At 67.6% G+C, this 15,318-nt stretch carries 18 protein-coding genes; 8 read left to right on the top strand and 10 right to left on the bottom strand.

Going from position 1 to position 15,318, the window contains the following annotated elements:
- Positions 1–126: 126 nt before the first annotated feature.
- Positions 127–2,028: a translational GTPase TypA gene (gene typA, locus ACFWPX_RS05695; RefSeq protein WP_378926376.1), complete on the bottom strand. Its 1,902-nt coding sequence runs from the start codon at positions 2,026–2,028 to the stop codon at positions 127–129.
- A gap of 125 nt (positions 2,029–2,153) precedes the next feature.
- Between typA and ACFWPX_RS05690 the strand changes: the two genes are divergently transcribed.
- Positions 2,154–2,330 carry a hypothetical protein gene (locus ACFWPX_RS05690; RefSeq protein ID WP_194826542.1) on the top strand — a complete coding sequence of 59 codons (177 nt, stop codon included), beginning with the start codon at positions 2,154–2,156 and terminating at the stop codon, positions 2,328–2,330.
- A 24-nt stretch (positions 2,331–2,354) separates the two neighbouring features.
- Positions 2,355–2,642: a 4a-hydroxytetrahydrobiopterin dehydratase gene (locus ACFWPX_RS05685; protein ID WP_378915397.1), complete on the top strand. Its 288-nt coding sequence runs from the start codon at positions 2,355–2,357 to the stop codon at positions 2,640–2,642.
- A 3-nt stretch (positions 2,643–2,645) separates the two neighbouring features.
- Here the strand turns inward: ACFWPX_RS05685 and ACFWPX_RS05680 are convergent, their stop codons facing one another.
- Entirely contained in the window at positions 2,646–3,971 is a 1,326-nt protein-coding gene (locus ACFWPX_RS05680; RefSeq protein ID WP_378926559.1) for a mannosyltransferase, read from the bottom strand.
- 254 nt (positions 3,972–4,225) lie between these two features.
- Here ACFWPX_RS05680 and ACFWPX_RS05675 point away from each other — a divergent pair, with 254 nt between their 5' ends.
- Both ACFWPX_RS05675 and ACFWPX_RS05670 read left to right on the top strand, forming a co-directional pair.
- Positions 4,226–4,945 (top strand): hypothetical protein, encoded by a 720-nt coding sequence (locus ACFWPX_RS05675; protein ID WP_378926558.1) that lies wholly within the window; start codon positions 4,226–4,228, stop codon positions 4,943–4,945.
- Positions 4,946–5,044: 99 nt separating this feature from the next.
- Entirely contained in the window at positions 5,045–5,395 is a 351-nt protein-coding gene (locus tag ACFWPX_RS05670; RefSeq protein ID WP_378915391.1) for a hypothetical protein, read from the top strand.
- Between the two features lies 1 nt (position 5,396).
- Here the strand turns inward: ACFWPX_RS05670 and ACFWPX_RS05665 are convergent, their stop codons facing one another.
- The 3 genes from ACFWPX_RS05665 to ACFWPX_RS05655 all read right to left on the bottom strand — a co-directional run bounded on the left by ACFWPX_RS05665 (position 5,397) and on the right by ACFWPX_RS05655 (position 8,192).
- The gene (locus tag ACFWPX_RS05665; protein ID WP_378926375.1) at positions 5,397–6,107 is read right to left on the bottom strand and encodes a DUF1906 domain-containing protein; all 711 of its coding nucleotides are present in this window, start codon (positions 6,105–6,107) and stop codon (positions 5,397–5,399) included.
- Between the two features lie 163 nt (positions 6,108–6,270).
- A complete protein-coding gene (locus ACFWPX_RS05660; RefSeq protein ID WP_378915388.1) occupies positions 6,271–7,419 on the bottom strand; it encodes a hypothetical protein in 1,149 nt (382 codons plus the stop codon).
- Positions 7,420–7,607: 188 nt separating this feature from the next.
- Positions 7,608–8,192, bottom strand: coding sequence for a CHAP domain-containing protein (locus ACFWPX_RS05655; RefSeq protein WP_378926374.1), 585 nt, complete (start codon positions 8,190–8,192; stop codon positions 7,608–7,610).
- Positions 8,193–8,586: 394 nt separating this feature from the next.
- On the opposite strand from ACFWPX_RS05655, the gene ACFWPX_RS05650 reads away from it, so the two are divergent.
- Positions 8,587–9,318: a helix-turn-helix domain-containing protein gene (locus ACFWPX_RS05650; protein ID WP_378926373.1), complete on the top strand. Its 732-nt coding sequence runs from the start codon at positions 8,587–8,589 to the stop codon at positions 9,316–9,318.
- Here ACFWPX_RS05650 and ACFWPX_RS05645 read toward each other — a convergent pair.
- Positions 9,315–10,751: an MFS transporter gene (locus ACFWPX_RS05645; RefSeq protein ID WP_378926557.1), complete on the bottom strand. Its 1,437-nt coding sequence runs from the start codon at positions 10,749–10,751 to the stop codon at positions 9,315–9,317. The genes ACFWPX_RS05650 and ACFWPX_RS05645 overlap by 4 nt on opposite strands.
- A 68-nt stretch (positions 10,752–10,819) precedes the next feature.
- Here ACFWPX_RS05645 and ACFWPX_RS05640 point away from each other — a divergent pair, with 68 nt between their 5' ends.
- Entirely contained in the window at positions 10,820–11,305 is a 486-nt protein-coding gene (locus ACFWPX_RS05640) for a MarR family winged helix-turn-helix transcriptional regulator (protein WP_378915382.1), read from the top strand.
- Between the two features lie 19 nt (positions 11,306–11,324).
- Positions 11,325–11,648, top strand: a complete 324-nt coding sequence (locus tag ACFWPX_RS05635) for a hypothetical protein (protein WP_378915380.1) — start codon at positions 11,325–11,327, stop codon at positions 11,646–11,648.
- On the opposite strand, the gene ACFWPX_RS05630 is transcribed toward ACFWPX_RS05635, so the two are convergent.
- The gene (locus ACFWPX_RS05630; protein WP_378915378.1) at positions 11,645–11,935 is read right to left on the bottom strand and encodes a hypothetical protein; all 291 of its coding nucleotides are present in this window, start codon (positions 11,933–11,935) and stop codon (positions 11,645–11,647) included. The genes ACFWPX_RS05635 and ACFWPX_RS05630 overlap by 4 nt on opposite strands.
- Before the next feature lie 217 nt (positions 11,936–12,152).
- The gene (locus tag ACFWPX_RS05625; protein WP_378915376.1) at positions 12,153–13,019 is read right to left on the bottom strand and encodes a DoxX family protein; all 867 of its coding nucleotides are present in this window, start codon (positions 13,017–13,019) and stop codon (positions 12,153–12,155) included.
- Between the two features lie 121 nt (positions 13,020–13,140).
- Here ACFWPX_RS05625 and ACFWPX_RS05620 point away from each other — a divergent pair, with 121 nt between their 5' ends.
- Positions 13,141–13,740, top strand: a complete 600-nt coding sequence (locus tag ACFWPX_RS05620) for a class I SAM-dependent methyltransferase (protein ID WP_378926372.1) — start codon at positions 13,141–13,143, stop codon at positions 13,738–13,740.
- Here the strand turns inward: ACFWPX_RS05620 and ACFWPX_RS05615 are convergent.
- Both ACFWPX_RS05615 and ACFWPX_RS05610 read right to left on the bottom strand, forming a co-directional pair.
- Positions 13,714–14,271, bottom strand: coding sequence for an ATP-binding protein (locus ACFWPX_RS05615; protein WP_378926371.1), 558 nt, complete (start codon positions 14,269–14,271; stop codon positions 13,714–13,716). The genes ACFWPX_RS05620 and ACFWPX_RS05615 overlap by 27 nt on opposite strands.
- A gap of 87 nt (positions 14,272–14,358) precedes the next feature.
- Complete coding sequence (locus ACFWPX_RS05610) at positions 14,359–15,315, bottom strand: alpha/beta fold hydrolase (RefSeq protein WP_378926369.1); 957 nt, start codon at positions 15,313–15,315, stop codon at positions 14,359–14,361.
- Positions 15,316–15,318: the final 3 nt, after the last annotated feature.

Genomic DNA, 15,318 nt, shown 5'->3' with positions numbered 1-15,318 from the left:
ACAACCCCCCCCAACCCCCCCCCCCCCCCCTTCCCGCCCCGGCCGCCCCCCCAACCCACCACAAACCCGGGCGGGGGCGGGGGCAGTTCCGCGACCCCCCCCCCACGCCGTGAGAGCTACTGCCGACTAGTTCGCGGCGGCCTTGTCACGGGCCTTGCGACGCGACAGGTCGCGGGCCCGCTCGTTGGCGCCGAGGACGAGCTTGCGCACCCGGACCACCTCGGGGGTGACCTCGACGCACTCGTCTTCGGTGCAGAACTCCATCGCGAGCTCGAGGTCGAGCTGCAACGGCTTGGCCATGGTCTCGAAGGTGTCCGCGTTGGCGCTGCGCATGTTGGTCAGCTTCTTCTCGCGGGTCACGTTGATATCGAGATCCTCGGCACGCGGGTTGATGCCGACGACCATGCCCTCGTAGGTGTCGGCACCCGGCTCCACGAAGAACTGACCGCGGTCGGCCAGCTGGATCATCGCGAACGGGGTGACGGTGCCCGCGCGGTCGGACACCAGCGAACCGGTGTGGCGGGCGCGGATCTCACCGGCCCACGGTGCGTACCCGTGGGCGACGGCGTTGGCGATGCCGGTGCCGCGGGTCTCGGTGAGGAACACGGTGCGGAAGCCGATCAGGCCACGCGAGGGGACGATGAACTCCATGCGCACCCAGCCGGCGGCGTGGTTGCTCATCTGCACCATCTTGCCCTTGCGGGCGGCCAGCAGCTGGGTGATCGCGCCGAGGTACTCGTCGGGGCAGTCGATGGTCAGCTCTTCGAACGGCTCGTGGGTCTTGCCGTCGACCTGCTTGGTGACCACCTGCGGCTTGCCGACGGTGAGCTCGAAGCCCTCACGACGCATCTGCTCGACCAGGATGGCCAGCGCCAGCTCACCACGACCCTGGACCTCCCAGGCGTCGGGACGGCCGATGTCGAGCACGCGCAGCGACACGTTACCGATGAGCTCGGAATCCAGGCGCGACTTGAGCATGCGGGCGGTGAGCTTGTGGCCCTGCACCCGGCCGACCAGCGGCGAGGTGTTGGTGCCGATGACCACCGAGATGGCGGGCTCGTCGACGGTGATGCGCGGCAGCGCGACCGGGTTCTCCGGATCGGCGAGGGTGTCGCCGATCATGATGTCGGGGATACCGGCGATGGCGACGATGTCACCGGCCTCGGCGACCTCGCCGGGCTGACGCTCGACACCGATCGTCTGCAGCAGCTCGGTGATCTTGACCGTCTTGGCGCCGTCGGCGTTGATCCAGGTGACGTTCTGGCCCTTGCGCAGCTCGCCCGCGTAGATGCGGACCAGGGCAAGACGGCCCAGGAACGCCGACGCGTCGAGGTTGGTGACGTGGGCCTGCAGCGGCGCGTCCTTGTTGCTCTTCGGTGCCGGGATGTAGTCCATCAGCACCTCGAACAGGGCGTCGAGGTTCTCGGCGTCGGGAGCGGAACCGTTTTCCGGCTCCACCTTCGACGCCTTGCCCTCACGGCCCGAGGCGTAGAGGACCGGCAGGTCCAGCGCCAGCTCGGCGGCTTCGGCGGCCTCGTCGTCGAGGTCGGAGGCCAGGTCGAGCAGCAAGTCGTGCGACTCGGAGACGACCTCGGCGATCCGGGCGTCGGGGCGGTCGGTCTTGTTCACGACCAGGATGACCGGCAGCTTGGCCGCGAGGGCCTTACGCAGCACGAAGCGGGTCTGGGGCAGCGGGCCCTCGGACGCGTCGACGAGCAGCACGACACCGTCGACCATGGAAAGGCCGCGCTCGACCTCGCCACCGAAGTCGGCGTGGCCGGGGGTATCGATCACATTGATGACGGTGACGGAACCGTCGGGGTTATGGCGATGAACCGCGGTGTTCTTCGCGAGAATGGTGATGCCCTTCTCGCGCTCCAGATCACCGGAGTCCATGACTCGGTCGACCAGTTCGGCTCGCTCAGCGAACGCGCCCGACTGACGAAGCATGGCGTCCACCAGCGTCGTCTTGCCGTGGTCGACGTGGGCCACGATGGCGACGTTGCGAAAATCGCGTGAAGACGACACGCCTCAATCCTCCTGCTGTTGGTGTATTTGGCGCGCATTCATCTGGCATCGCGGCCTGTTACACCCTACCGGTACCTTCGGTGCGACCTCGTGTCAGGCTTTGTACTTAGGCTACGCTAACTCCCATGGGCAAGGTGAAGGCAAAGAAGGTCTCGAGCCTGAAGCCGAAGAAAAAGTGCTGCAGGAAGAAGACGCGCTGCTTCAAATGCCCCGTCGTCATCATGCGGATGAAGAAGGCCGAGGCAGCCGGAACGTGCGGTAAAGATCTCAAAAAGGCCTTGAAGCTGGCGCGCGCAAAGTGAGGGAGTGAGGCGTACAACCGAGGTATGGGTACTCCGTTGCTCTCCGCTCCCGAACTCACCATCGCGCTGGCCACTCTGCCGGAGTGGTCCCGTGACGGTGACGCGATCACCCGCACGGTGCAGGCACCGAGCTTCCTCGCCGGAATCGAGACGGTGCGCAAGGTCGCCACGGCGGCCGAGGCGGCCGATCATCATCCCGATATCGATATCCGTTGGCGCACACTGCGTTTCACGCTGAGTACGCATTCGGCGGGTGGGCTGACCTCGCTCGATACGGCGATGGCGCACACCATCGACGGCATCCTCGGCTGAGCCTCAGCTCGCGGGCACCTCGGCCGTGCGACGGCCGGGGAGTTGCGCACGCAGAGTGTCGCGGCCGTGCCAGATCAGCCAGCCGAGCAGGACGAACACGCCGATCACATCGACCGCGCCGAGCCAGGCCAGCGGCCACGGGCGCGGGATGGTCCAGATCGTCGGCTGCGCGAACGAGAGCACCCACGGCACGCCGACCAGCATCGTCAGCACCCAGAACCCGGCGATGATCCGCGCGACCCGCTCGGCCCGCAGCGGCCCGTAGAGCAGCCACAGCGCGGTCGGGATCAGCCATACCCAGTGGTGCGACCAGGAGATCGGCGAGATCATCAGCCCGAACAGCTGCACCAGCACCAGGGTGCCGAGCCGGTCGTCGGAGTCGAGGGTGCGCCACGCGCAGAACGCCAGCACGGCCGTGACCGCGACCGCGGCGAGCCACCACGGCCCCGACTGCACGTCGTGCCCGAGGATGCGGCTCAGCGCACCGCGCAGTGACTGGTTCCACACCGAGCCCACCGGGCCGATCCGGTCGGCGTCGCCGAGCAGGGTGCCGAAGTAGCGCTTCGCCTCGTGGGCATTGATGAGAAAGCTCACAGCGACGGTCAGCCCGAAGGCCGCCGCCGACCACAGCACCGTCGCCCAGCGCCGCCGCGCCACGAAATACAGGCCGGTGATGGCCGGGGTCAGCTTGATGCCCGCGATCACGCCGACGAGGGTGCCCGAGATCCACCAGCGCGCACTGCGCACCGCCAGCATCGCGCCGAGCACCAGGAACACATTGACCTGGCCGTAGTCGATCGTGGTTCGCACCGGCTCCAGCCACACCCCGAGCGCCGTCCAGCCGACGGCCGCGGTGATCCACGGCGTCCGCTTGGCCTTCTCCGCGCCGAGGAGCAGTTCGAAGCTGATCCGGATCACGCCGTAGAGCGCGGCGACCGTGGCCAGCATCCAGCCGACCGCCACGAGAGTGAAGGGCAGATAGTGCAGCGGGAAGAACACCAGCGCGGCGAACGGCGGATAGGTGAACGGCAGCGGGAAGTCCGGCGTCACCTCCGAGTAGGTGAAGTCGTAGAGCCGATCGGTGAGCAGCGCGGCCGAGCCGTCGACATAGACATGCAGATCGACGACATTGAGCCCGTTCGGGGCGAAGAGCATCCAGGCCAGCCGGGCGAGCACGGACAGTCCGAGCAGCGCGAGAGCCCATCGGAGGTGTCGGTTCAAGGCCAGGCTTTCGGTCGGATGGGGGCGTCGTTCGCCGTTTCGCGGGTGCCCCGCTACCTTAACCGGGTGCCGACAAGCCCCAGCGGGCACCGGCCGCAGCGACACCATGGGTAACATTTGCATCAACATCCCCAGGTGTAACACCATGCGGGACTAGCGTCGATGAACATGGTTTCGGCCGGTACGCCACGAAGGGCCCGGCGGCTGTACAACACGGCAGCCTTGTCCTTAGAGTGACCCCCGACATGTTGGGCTCGACCACCCTCGCCCATCGCACCATCGAGGTAAGGACGGCTAGACAAGTGCTTCGTAGCCGAGGATCGCGGATCGTAACGACCGCTCTCGCCATCGCTGCCGGTGCCATGCTGGCCGCGCCGGCATCGACCATTGCCGCGCCCGCGCCCGCCCCACAGGCGGCGCCGATCAGTGTCCCGATGGTGCCCGAAGGCGTCCCGGTCGACGCGCTAGCCGCCTTCGCTCCCGCGGTGGCAGGCCTGGTCGCGGGCCCGGCCGACATCGCCAGCCCGCAGACCGCCCTGCTCGATCAGGCGCGCGCGCTGCTGGCCACGCTGAACCTGCCGCCCGCCATCAAGGCCACCCTCGAGCGGATCATCACCTTCCTCGACGGCAGCGGCGGCGGCGGCCCCGAGCTCCCGCAGGACGGCCCGGTCATCGCGCAGTTCCTGTACCCGACGATCGGCAGGGGCTGCATCGGCGACGGCGCCGATTCGGTCGGCACCGCGCTCGCGGTCGCCGGTCCGGCGCAGCTGCCCCCGCCCGGCCCCGCCGCCGGGCAGGCCGGTTTCGTGTTCACCGCGCTCGGCACCAAGGCGCCGACCGCCGAGCAGAACCCGCCGATGACGGTGCAGTGGCTCAACCTCGACACCCGTCAGTCCGCGACCCAGACGCTGACCGACGAGGCCAAGATCAACCCCGGCGGTCCGGCCACCCTGTCGGCCGTCGCGAACACCGGCCACGGCCGCGTCGTCGCGGTGATCTCGGGTTCGCTCACCACCGCCGCCGAAGGCGCCGCACCGCGTACCTGCACTTTCTTGCCGACCCTGGGCTTCTTCACGGTCTGAGCACGACGCACACTGAGCCCGATTCGTTCCTCGAGAACGGATCGGGCTCAGTTGTTTTCGGCTGTTCCCGCGGGCATCGCGATGTGGTAAACCGAGACGATGGCGACCACGCATGGTTCTTCCCGGAACGTTCGGTCGATTCGGAGCAGCCGGTCGATCCTGTCCTATCGGTCCGAGGGGTCGATCCTGTCGATCGGATCGGCCTATTCGGTGCTGTCGATCGGCAGTGTCGGATCGGTGCTGTCCATCGGCTCGATCGGGTCGTTCGGGTCGGCGATCTCATCGCTGTCGTTCGCCAGTATCGGTTCGGCGCTGTCAGGTCTGTCGCGGTGGTCGCTGATGTCGTGGCGCGGAGTGCTCGCCGAACCCGAGATGCGGTCCGCGCTGCGCGTGATGCCCGACGACGAGCCCGATATTCGCTGCGGAGCGACCTGCCACTGTCAGACCTAGGTCACCACTGGCCGTAGTCCGACGCGAGGACCCGGTTCAGGTCGACACCGATCCCGTCGATGGCGCGCTTGTCGATCTCGAATTGGTGCAGGTGCGCGGAGCCGTGCACGAAACCTCGTTCGGTGCCCCAATTGTGTTGCCAGAACCAGGAACCGAGGCCCGCGTCGAGGGCGCGGTCGATGGTCGGCGCGTTGGCGTAGATGCCGACGAGTTCGGGTCCGAGCACCGACTGCCAGCCCTCGATATAGGGCGCGATCATCTCGTCGAACTCCTCGACCGAGGGGTTGTCGTCGATGGAGGCGTAGATCGGCGCGGTGTCGGGTCCACCCGCGGCGACATGGATCGCCCAGCCGCGCTCGGCGTGTTCCTTGCCCGCTTCGAGGCCCCCGCGCCAGTCGGCTGTCGGGCCCTTGCCGAACTGGTAGTTCGACACGATCGACAGTCCGTTGGCCCACAGGTCTTCGACCTCGGCGGCGAGCAGCGGTTTACCCTCCATCCACTCCGCGCCGGGCCTGCGCTCGGAGACGTAGCGGATGACGCCGATGTGCCCTTCGGCGGCGATCGACGCGGCGGAGGGAACCCCCGCGGCGTAGTCGACCATGGTGCCGAAGGACTGGGCGCGGGCGGGCGAGGCGGCGAGGCCGACCCCGATCGTGGCCGCGGCGGCGGCGAAGCCGAAGAACTTCCGCCTGGTCACCGGAACAGAAAGCATCGCAGGACTCCTTCGCGCAACCCGACCTTCAACCGGTAAGCGAACCCGGCGCGCCTTCCCCGAAAATCGCGCGCCGGGAGTCTGGAACGTGCGATTCATTGCACCACAACCCCAGGGGAACCGCCAGAACCAACGGCAACATTCGCCCCACGAGTCACACGAGTCAGGTCGCGCCGTCGATCGCCGCGCCCACATCGATGGTGCGACCGGTCGGATCGGCCAGCTCGGTGCTGACCACCGCGACGACCTGCGCGACGACCTGCCGCTTGATCCCGGCCAGCCGGGCCAGCGTCGCCGCGCGCAGGCCCTTCGCGCTGAATTCCATCGAGATGTCCTCGATCGCGGGGGGCGGCACCTCGATCACGATCTGCAACGGCTCGGCGGCCCTGGCCGTGAGAACCAGCGGAATCTCCAGGTCGGCGCGGTAGTGGTTGGCTTTGAGCACGTCGACGGTGATGTCGAGCCCGACCGGCAGTGTCATGTCGAAGATCCGCAGGTCGCCCGGCTCGCCGAGGCCACGATCGATCACGCGCGGCTGCTCGATCGCGCCGCGTACGGTCACCGTGGCCGCGCCGCGCGGACCCTCGGCCAGCGGGCCGACCTCGATCTCGCTGCCCGCCAGCTGGCCGACCACGCCGTGCACGCGGTCCCTGGTGACGATGGTGGTGAAGAATCGCAGTCCGAATTCGCGGTAGTCGATCCAGTCGAAGACAGTGTCGTTGCGATGCGGTGAGCGGTAGCCGTCCAGAATCGCCTCGATATCGAAGACCCGCTCCGAGCGGACCTTCGGATCGCCGACGATGGCGTTGACCCGATTGGCGACCTCGCGCTGCACCAGGCCCGCGATCGGGTCGAGCAGCATCTCCCACGCACCGTCGATGGCCTCGGCACGCAACGTGAAGCTGACATCCTTGGCGGTCACCGGTGCGACATCGATCACGACGAGCAGCGGGGCGGCGGTGCGCGCGTGCAGCGTGAGCCCGATCTCCACCACGGCGGCCAGGCGCAGTTTGCGGCCGCCGAGAACCAGGTTCACGGCCAGGGTCAGCGGGATCCGCACACCGAAGCTCAGCGCGTCGCCGGGCGTACGGGTGACCACGGGGGTGCCGAGCGTGCCCTCGGCGACGAAACCGGCCAGTCCGGCGGGGCCGAGGGAGAACGGCCCGATCTTCACGCCACGGCCGGTCATCCCCGACACCGCGGCGGTGATGCGCTCCTCGGTCACCGCGTAGGTGACGAACCGTTCGCCGAAATCGGCGTACTCGATCCACATCGGGTCACGACGTGGCTTCTCGCCCACCTTCACACGCACATCGAACACGGTACGTGACGACCGCGAACCCCCTGCTGGTGGCACAACTCCCCCGTCCTGCCGATGAGGGGGAAGCAGGACGGAGGAGCCGGCAACGGCGCTGCCGGGCGCCGCGAGATCCATGGTACGGGTATCGGCGTGGTACCGCCGTCCAGGATCATCGCAGTTGTCTTGAGCGCCAATCGATTTCAGAATCGTCCGTAACCGACCAGATCGGCGGTTTCGGCCGGTGTGATGGTGCGAACCCGAACCCCGCCCATCTCGTTGCCGCCGATGGTGGTGATCGTTTCGCCGTCGGCCTTCAACACGATGTTGGTGTGCTGGCCGAGCGGACTGTCGGGACCGTAGAGCACCACGTCACCGGTGCGCGGGCGGTAGCCGACGTCAGCGCGGGTGAATCGGCCGACCTGCTGGTAGTACTCCTGCAGCGTGTACACGCCGGGGATGCGCCAGGAACCGGAGTTCGGGTTGGCCAGCGGCCTGCCCGCCTCGCGCATGGTCCAGCTGACGAAGTCGGCGCACCAGGCCTCCTGGACCCCCTCGGCGTACTTCGGGCCGTCGCCGGGCTGCTCGTGCTCGCGGCGCAACACGTCGACCAGCACGATCTGCTGCTCGTCGAGACGTTCGCTGTCGAGCGCGGGGAACTGGTCGCCCCAATCGTGCTGCCACCACACCAGTCCGACGGCGACCACGGTGGCCGCGGCCAGCATCCCGGAGATTCCGACGATCCAGGACGTGCGTCGTCCAGGTCGTTCGGCTCGAATCTGCGTCATCGCCCCCCGCTCTCGTTCATCCTTCTGATCTATTGGACGAATCACGAGCGCTTTCGGTTCCCGATCACGGGTGTTTTCCGAAGCGGACGGGGCGACCACCGGATGGACCCCTGCGCCACCCGGGTTTCAGCCCGGCAATCGCTCTCGGCGCGCGCGAGGCGAGCGCGCGCCGTCCCCTCCGGCGACATTCATCCGCGCAGGGGTGGTGTCGAACACTTTCCGCTTCGGAACACACTGGCCCGACCAGCCCACAGGCCGATAATCGGCCTGGGCGCAGCGGCCGGGCAGCCAGGCGATCTCCCACTCGGCTGACATGAGTTTTGCGAAACCTTTACCCTCGGTCAAGCTAGACGACTGTCCCAATTTGTCCCACTGACCGAAAGAGGAACGCCACGTGGAAGACCCGCACGCGCCGATCGCGCGGTATCTGCGCGAACGCCGCGAATCGTCGGGACTGACCAGGGCGGCGCTGAGCGAGGCGGCAGGCATCTCGCCCGCGCTCATCCAGAAGATCGAACAGGGCACGCGCGTACCGACTCTGGAGTCGCTGACCGCGCTGTTCGACGCGCTGGACGTGCCCGACGTGTTCCGCAACCACCTCGTCGCGCTGTCGCTGTCGCATCGCTACGACGAACCGGCACCCACCCAGCTCACCGACCTGCCCGCGGCGGATCTGGTTCTGCTGCACAGCCTGCCCCACCCGGCCAGCGTGCAGGTGTACCCGACCTTCGATGTGCTCGCCGTGAACGCGGCGTGGGAGCGGTTCTTTCCCGGGCTGGTTCCTGGCACCACCTTGCTCGAATGGATGCTGCTCGACCCGATCTCGCGCACGGTGGTCATCGAGTGGGAAAAGCAGATCCATCTGAGTGTCTACGGGTTCCGGGTGATGAGCCCGGGCGTGGTGCCGCAGCAGCGGATCGACGAACTCGTCGCGGCGTGCTCGGCAGCACCGGAGTGGGACCACCTGTGGACCACCGAACCGCAACAGCCGAGCGACATCGACAGCCCGGTCCTGACGCTGCGCGATCCCGGCACCGGGGCGCCGACCAGCATGTCCATGCTCAATTTCGAGTTCGCGCACCCGCGCCGGGAGTGGTCGCTGATCACTTTCTGCCCGGCGATCTAGTTCTTGTCGGCCTTGCCCAGCGGAATGCAGGCCGTCAGCACGATCGCGGCCACCGCACCGGCCATCGCGATGAAGAAGGCGGTGTGGAAACCCTCTCGCGACGGCAGCACGTGCGGGCCGAGGTTGATCGTCATGTGCGCGAGCACCACGCCCATCACCGCGGCCGAGGTGGAGGTGCCGATCGAGCGCATCAGCGAGTTCAGGCCGTTGGCGGCCGCGGTCTCGGTGATCGGGACCGCGCCCATGATCAGTGCGGGCATCGCGGCGTAGGCAAGGCCGACGCCACCGGCGACGATCACCGACGACAGCACGATCTGCCAGACGCTGTCCATCATGACCACCGCACACAGGTAGCCGACTGCGATCACCGTGGAACCGAGGGCCAGCGTCAGCTTGGGACCCTTCTTCGCCGACAGCCGCGCCGAGACCGGGGACAGCAGCATCATCACCAGACCGGTCGGCGCCATCGCCAGACCCGCGACCACCATCGACAGCCCGAACCCGTAGCCGGTTTCCTCGGGCGCCATCAGCAACTGCGGGAACGTCAGGGACATGCCGTAGAGCGAGAAACCGACCGCGATCGAGGCCATATTGGTGAACAGCACGCGGGGGCGAGCCGACACCCGCAGGTCGACCAGTGGAGAGGGCCGGCGCAGTTCATAGGCGCCCCAGCCGAGGAAACTCGCCAGCGACAGACCGAACAGCGCGAGGATCGAGCCACTCGCCCAGCCCCAGTCGGCGCCCTTGGTGATGCCGATCAGCAAGGTGAGCAGGGCGATCGACAGCCCGACCGCACCACCGAAATCGAAGCGCGACGGCGTGCGCACCGGCGACTCCGGCACGAACACCAACACCAGCACCGCGCACAGCACACCGAGCCCGGCCGCGGTCCAGAACAGCACGTGCCAGTTCGCGTTCTGCGCGATCAGCGCCGAGAACGGCAGACCGATGGCACCGCCGACACCGAGGGTCGCGCTCATCACCGCCATCGCGCCGCCGACCTTCTCGGGCCGGAGCTCGTCGCGCATGATGCTGATCCCCAGCGGGATCGCGCCCACCGCGATGCCCTGCAGCGACCGGCCGATCACCTCGGGCAGCAGCGAGTTCGCGGTCGCGCAGACCACGGAGCCGACGATCATGAAGCCGAGATTGCAGACGAGGATGAGCCGCTTGCCGAACATGTCGCCGAGCCGTCCGGCGATCGGCGTCGAGACCGCGCCCGCCAGCAGGGTGGCGGTGACCACCCAGGAGGCATTGGACGCCGAGGTGTTCAGCAGGGTCGGCAACGACGGAATGATCGGGATGACCAGCGTCTGCATGAGCGAGACGACGATGCCGACCGTGCTGAGCACCGCGATCAGCACGGCCGGGGCCGGGCGGCGGGTTTCGGAGGTGGCCGGGGAGACGTCGGCGGCAGTTACAGACACAAATATGGACGGTACACAGCATGTGCATAGTACACAATTTGGCTCCGGGGTGACCCACGCGACATAGTTGGCACATGTCCGATTCCGGCGCCGCCGACGACACCCCGTTCACCCGCCTGGTGTTCGAGCTGAACCTGATCTCGCGGCACTTCCCCACGACCACCCGAAGGCGCCCCGGTTTCCTGCTCGACCGTTCGGCGTTTCTCATCCTGACCCGGCTGGACCTCGGTGAACCGCTGAGCCTGCGCGAGCTGTCGGAGTCGTTCCAGCTCGACATCTCCACCATCAACCGGCAGGTCGGGGCGATGCTGAAACAGGAATTGGTGCAGCGGGTTCCCGATCCGGACGGCGGCGTCGCCCGCAAGGTCAAGACCACCGCCGACGGTAAGGCCGCGCTCGCGGCGGACCGGCGGCACCGCACCAGCGACATCGGCAAGGTCGTCGCCGATTGGGACGACGACGATGTCACCGAGCTCAGCAGGCTGATGCGCAAGTTCAATCGGTCAGTCGAACAGCTGGAGCAAAACCCGTGGCCCAGACCGCCGCACACCGATAGCTGATCGCGCTAAGCTCCCCGGCGTGGTCACTCACCGGTCTACCCGCCCGAGCTGGCTTTCCTGGGACAACTACTTCGTCGGCGTCGGCGGACTGGTCCTCGGTCTGTGCTTCGGCATCTGCGCCGCGCTGATCGCCGGACCCGGACACAATCTCGCGGCGATCATCCTCGTCGCGCTCGCCGTGGTCTGCATCCTGCCCGCGCTGCTGCGCGCCCTCGGCGAACTCAGCGTGTGGGTGCGGCTGGCGATCCTGCTGATCGGCTTCGCGCTACTGCTGCCCGCGATTCTGCTCAGCGGCGAGGTGCGCGACTGGGCGGCCGAGCGCTGGGAAAAGACCTGGAACTAGATGTTGCGCATCGGGATCGACAGCAGCATGCGCAGGGTGTTGTGGATGAACTGCGTCGACTGCCACGTGAGGTAGGCACCGGCCGCCGTCGCCGGACCGACCGACGACGAGCCGGACGCCGAACCCGATGCCAAGTCCGCGGAGCCACTGGCCGAACCCGATGCCGAGCCCGAACCCGGAAGTGCCGCAGCGGTTCCCGCCGAACCGAGCAGTCCGATCAGCACCGCCGCTCCCACCCCTGCGACTCGAACGGCGTACGGCTTGGACGTTTCACGACCGGACAACATCAGATGGATCCCACTCTGTCGAAATGCATTGCGAATGCCCAGTATTCACACCAGAACTCACCGCCAAACCTAATTCGCCCGGATTGCTCGAATGATCGGCCTGTGCGGTGAGTTCGTCGGGTTGCCCGACCCCACGTCTATGGTGCGCCACAATTACATCGGCGCACCAGACCATGGTTGTCGGGGCATTCGCGTACCGACCGGTGTTGTTCGCCCGTCAGGACGCGCGGTTGTCGACACGCTCGCGGGCCGCGTCCGCCAAGTCGGAGCCGCGTTCCCTGGCGACGTCTACCAGGTGCGATCCACGCGTCCGGGCCGATTCGGCCAGTACGGGGCCGCGCTCCTTGGCGACTTCGGCGAAGTGCGCGCCCTTGGTCCGCGCCACCTCGGCGACCTCTGGGCCGCGCTCCTTGGCGACCTCGACCAGATGCGCGCCGCGGTTGCGAATCGCCTCGGCCAGTTGCGGCCCACGTTCCCGGGCGATCTCGGCCAGCTGAGAACTACGCTCGCTCGCGGCTACCGCGAGATGTCCACCCTGCTCATGGGCCACATCGGCGATCTGCGCACCCCGAACCTTGGCCGCCGCCGCGAGCGCGGCACCCTCGGCCGCGATGCGCGGTTCCTCGCGCGAGAACGCCTTGCGAGCCCGCCACCCCAGCGACGGTTTGCCCTCGGTATCGGACGCCGCGATCATCAACCCGCCGAGCAGCCCGAGATCCTTCAGGAAGCCCACCCGCTTGGCAGCCTTCCGGTCGGGGTCGTTCTCGGCCCAGAAGTCCTGCTCGGTGATGGTCCCCGGCACGACGGTCACGGCGAGCAGGAGCGCAGCGGGCCGCGGTGCTCGTCCACTGGCCAGCAACAACCCACCCACAACCTGCGCCGCGGAGTTGATGCGCACGAATTGACTCGGATCGTCGGGCACCCGCGCCGCCAGCGCATCGGGCAGACCGGTTCTGCCCTTCTCGGCCAGCGCGGTCGCGGCGTCGGCTCGGGGCTTCTGATTCATCAACCCGTTCACTCCTGCGGCCACGAATGTGGTCCCCAGCAGCGCGCGAGCAATGCGTCGAACAGGCTTGATCGGCATCGTCGATCCCTTCGTGTCTACGACTGGGAAAACGGCTCCCTACATTCGACTACCCGGGTCTCCCGAGGACAAACGATGGACGGAACCGGGCATGCCCTGTCCAGTGACTACCCTCGAGCGGGTGCCAGACAACACCGTCCAAGCCGCCTACACCGCCATCCATACCCTCTACATCGACCTTTTCGGCTCCCCCACCGACCTAGCTCCCGAAGACACCGCCTTCGCCCAAACGCACCTGGCTCCCGGCCCCGTCCTCGACCTCGGCTGCGGCCCCGGCCACTTCACCAAATTCCTCACCGACGCGGGCATCACCACGACCGGCATCGACCTGGTCCCCGAATTCATCGCCCACGCGCGATCGACATACCCGGCTATCCCCTTCGAACTCGGCTCACTCCGCGCCATCGACGCCCCCACCGAATCCATCCACGGCCTGCTGGCCTGGTTCTCCCTCATACACCTCGACCCCACCGAACTCCCCACCGTGCTGGCCGAATTCCACCGCGTTCTCACCCCCGGTGGCCGCCTGGTCATCGGCTTCTTCGAAGCCACCGAAGCCGTCGAAACCTTCCCCCACAAAGTGACCACCGCCTACCGCTGGCCCACCGACCACCTCGCCGAAACCCTGAACCAAGCCGGCTTCACCGAACTAGCCCGCCTGCACCACCCAGCATCCGGCGACATCCGCCCTCATTCAGCCCTGGCTGTAGCCAAGTCGTGAATCCGATCGACCACCGATGACGGCGCCTGCGATCCGCTGAGCGGCCTCGGCGGGCGTGAGGTCGGTGGTATCGACAACCTCGGCCGCACCGTGCAGCCAGGTACGAGCGGCCTCCGCGTACGGCTCGAGGTACTGGAGACGAAATGACGAGGGGCCGAGAACGGTGTCGCCCTCGATGCGCCCGCGCAGGGTGTCCTGGTCCGCGTGGAGGACGAAGTGCCGCACCGGAATCGCATGCCGCGCGAGCCCGGTGCTGATCTCGCGCCAATACTGCTCGACCAGCACGGTCATCGGCATCACCAGCGTGCCACCGGTGTAGTCGAGAATGTGGCGGGCCGTCTCGACCACGAGCGGCCGCCACGGTGGCCAATGCTGAAAATTGTTCGTCTCGGGCAGCCCCGGCGTGACGTCCATGAGCGTCTCGCCGACCTTCTCGGCGTCGAACACCCGTGAATCCGGGATCAGCTGTTGCACGAGTGCACTGGTCGTCGTCTTACCTGCGCCGTGGGTGCCGTTGAGCCAAACGATCACAGAATCGGACACTAGCAGCACCGTGGGACGGCAAACGTCGCGTGAGCTTCTGCTCCCCACGGAGCAATCGACCGAAGCGAGAGCCTCTCAGGCGGCGAGGGCCAACTGGGCGCGCTCGGGTCGGTCGGCGCGTGCCGCGCGGCCGACCAGGCGTGCGATGGCCTCGGCGACCTGCGCGGGCTGCTCGAAGATCACCGAGTGGCCCGCGCCGTCGATCTGCACGAAGTCCGCGTAGTCGACGGCGGCGGCCATGGCGACGGAATGGGACGGGGGTGTCATCAGGTCGGCGGAGCCGCACAGGATCAGGGTGGGGATGGTCGAGAGCGTGGTCAGGGCGGCGGTGCGGTCGAAGGTTTTGAAGGCGCTCAGGAAGCTGGCCATGGTGACGATCGACGTCGCGTTGTGCATCGCCTCGGCCAGCGCGAGCACACGCTGGCTGACCTTGCGGTCACCGAACTCGGCGGTGCGCACCACCGGGGCGAAAACCTTGCAGGACAGCACCTTCGCGTGCTGCATCAGGCGCGGTGCGCACCGAACCGCCGCCTGGAAGCCGGCGATGATCGGACTGCGCAGCAGCCGCCCGAAGCCGGCGTCGGCGAGCCCGCTCGCGGCGGTGGCGATGAGTCCGGCACCGACGATGCGGGACCCGACCTCGTGCCGGTACTGGTCGACGTAGGTCAGCACGGTCATGCCACCCATCGAATGCCCGACCAGCACGACCGGGCCGGTCGGGGCGACGACGTCGAGCACCTCGTGCAGATCACGACCGAGCTGTTCGATGTTGTAGGTCTGCCTCGACGCCACGGCGGAGTCACCGTGCCCGCGATGGTCGTAGCAGACGACCTTGGCACCGGAGTGCTCGCGCAACAGCGCGTCCCGCACATCCGTCCACGACTCGGTCCGCAGGCAATGCCCATGAATCAGGACAACGGTCAGGTCCGCGTAGCGCCGACCGTATTCACGAACCGCGAGCTGCACACCGTCACCGGTCGACACCGAAACACGACGCTCGTCCGAGTGGGCGATTGAGCTGATGATCGACATCGG

It is taken from the genome of Nocardia sp. NPDC058518 (assembly GCF_042719655.1).
GTDB lineage: Bacteria > Actinomycetota > Actinomycetes > Mycobacteriales > Mycobacteriaceae > Nocardia.
Note: the sequence above shows the minus strand (reverse complement) of the source record. Positions and strands in the feature narration are given on the sequence as shown.

Bases quoted from the DNA above. Each gene is read 5' to 3' on its own strand.
- ACFWPX_RS05690 (WP_194826542.1), top strand. From the start codon at position 2,154: ATGGGCAAGGTGAAGGCAAAGAAGGTCTCGAGCCTGAAGCCGAAGAAA.
- ACFWPX_RS05685 (WP_378915397.1), top strand. From the start codon at position 2,355: ATGGGTACTCCGTTGCTCTCCGCTCCCGAACTCACCATCGCGCTGGCC.
- ACFWPX_RS05680 (WP_378926559.1), bottom strand. From the start codon at position 3,971: ATGGTGTCGCTGCGGCCGGTGCCCGCTGGGGCTTGTCGGCACCCGGTT.
- ACFWPX_RS05675 (WP_378926558.1), top strand. From the start codon at position 4,226: ATGCTGGCCGCGCCGGCATCGACCATTGCCGCGCCCGCGCCCGCCCCA.
- ACFWPX_RS05670 (WP_378915391.1), top strand. From the start codon at position 5,045: ATGGCGACCACGCATGGTTCTTCCCGGAACGTTCGGTCGATTCGGAGC.
- ACFWPX_RS05665 (WP_378926375.1), bottom strand. From the start codon at position 6,107: ATGCTTTCTGTTCCGGTGACCAGGCGGAAGTTCTTCGGCTTCGCCGCC.
- ACFWPX_RS05655 (WP_378926374.1), bottom strand. From the start codon at position 8,192: ATGACGCAGATTCGAGCCGAACGACCTGGACGACGCACGTCCTGGATC.
- ACFWPX_RS05640 (WP_378915382.1), top strand. From the start codon at position 10,820: ATGTCCGATTCCGGCGCCGCCGACGACACCCCGTTCACCCGCCTGGTG.
- ACFWPX_RS05630 (WP_378915378.1), bottom strand. From the start codon at position 11,935: ATGTTGTCCGGTCGTGAAACGTCCAAGCCGTACGCCGTTCGAGTCGCA.
- ACFWPX_RS05625 (WP_378915376.1), bottom strand. From the start codon at position 13,019: ATGCCGATCAAGCCTGTTCGACGCATTGCTCGCGCGCTGCTGGGGACC.
- ACFWPX_RS05610 (WP_378926369.1), bottom strand. From the start codon at position 15,315: ATGTCGATCATCAGCTCAATCGCCCACTCGGACGAGCGTCGTGTTTCG.